This is a genomic window from Paraburkholderia sp. SIMBA_027 (assembly GCF_046535315.1).
GTDB classification, from domain to species: domain Bacteria; phylum Pseudomonadota; class Gammaproteobacteria; order Burkholderiales; family Burkholderiaceae; genus Paraburkholderia; species Paraburkholderia tropica.
Genome location: NZ_JAWRWY010001588.1, coordinates 1 through 236 on the forward strand (window position 1 = coordinate 1; position 236 = coordinate 236).

The 236-nt window shown below is 61.4% G+C and carries 1 protein-coding gene; it reads right to left on the reverse strand.

Going from position 1 to position 236, the window contains the following annotated elements:
- Window positions 1-236, reverse strand: a 236-nt coding sequence (locus SB764_RS44535; RefSeq protein WP_410867380.1) for a molybdopterin-dependent oxidoreductase, incomplete at both ends; no start/stop codon positions are given.

Consider the following 236-nt stretch of genomic DNA (forward strand, 5'->3'; position numbering starts at 1 on the left):
TGCGGGCGTTGAGAACGGCCGCTTCGAAGCGCGGGTTGGCGCCGATGATCAACAGCGCGTCGGCTTCTTCGATGCCCTGAATGGTCGGGTTGAAGATGTAGCTTGCGCGGCCGAGCGACGGATCAAGTGCCGTCCCATCCTGGCGACAGTCGAGGTTCTCGGAACTGAGCGACTTTACCAGTTCCTGCAATGCGTACATTTCTTCGACCGTGGAGAGGTCGCCGGCAATCGCGCCG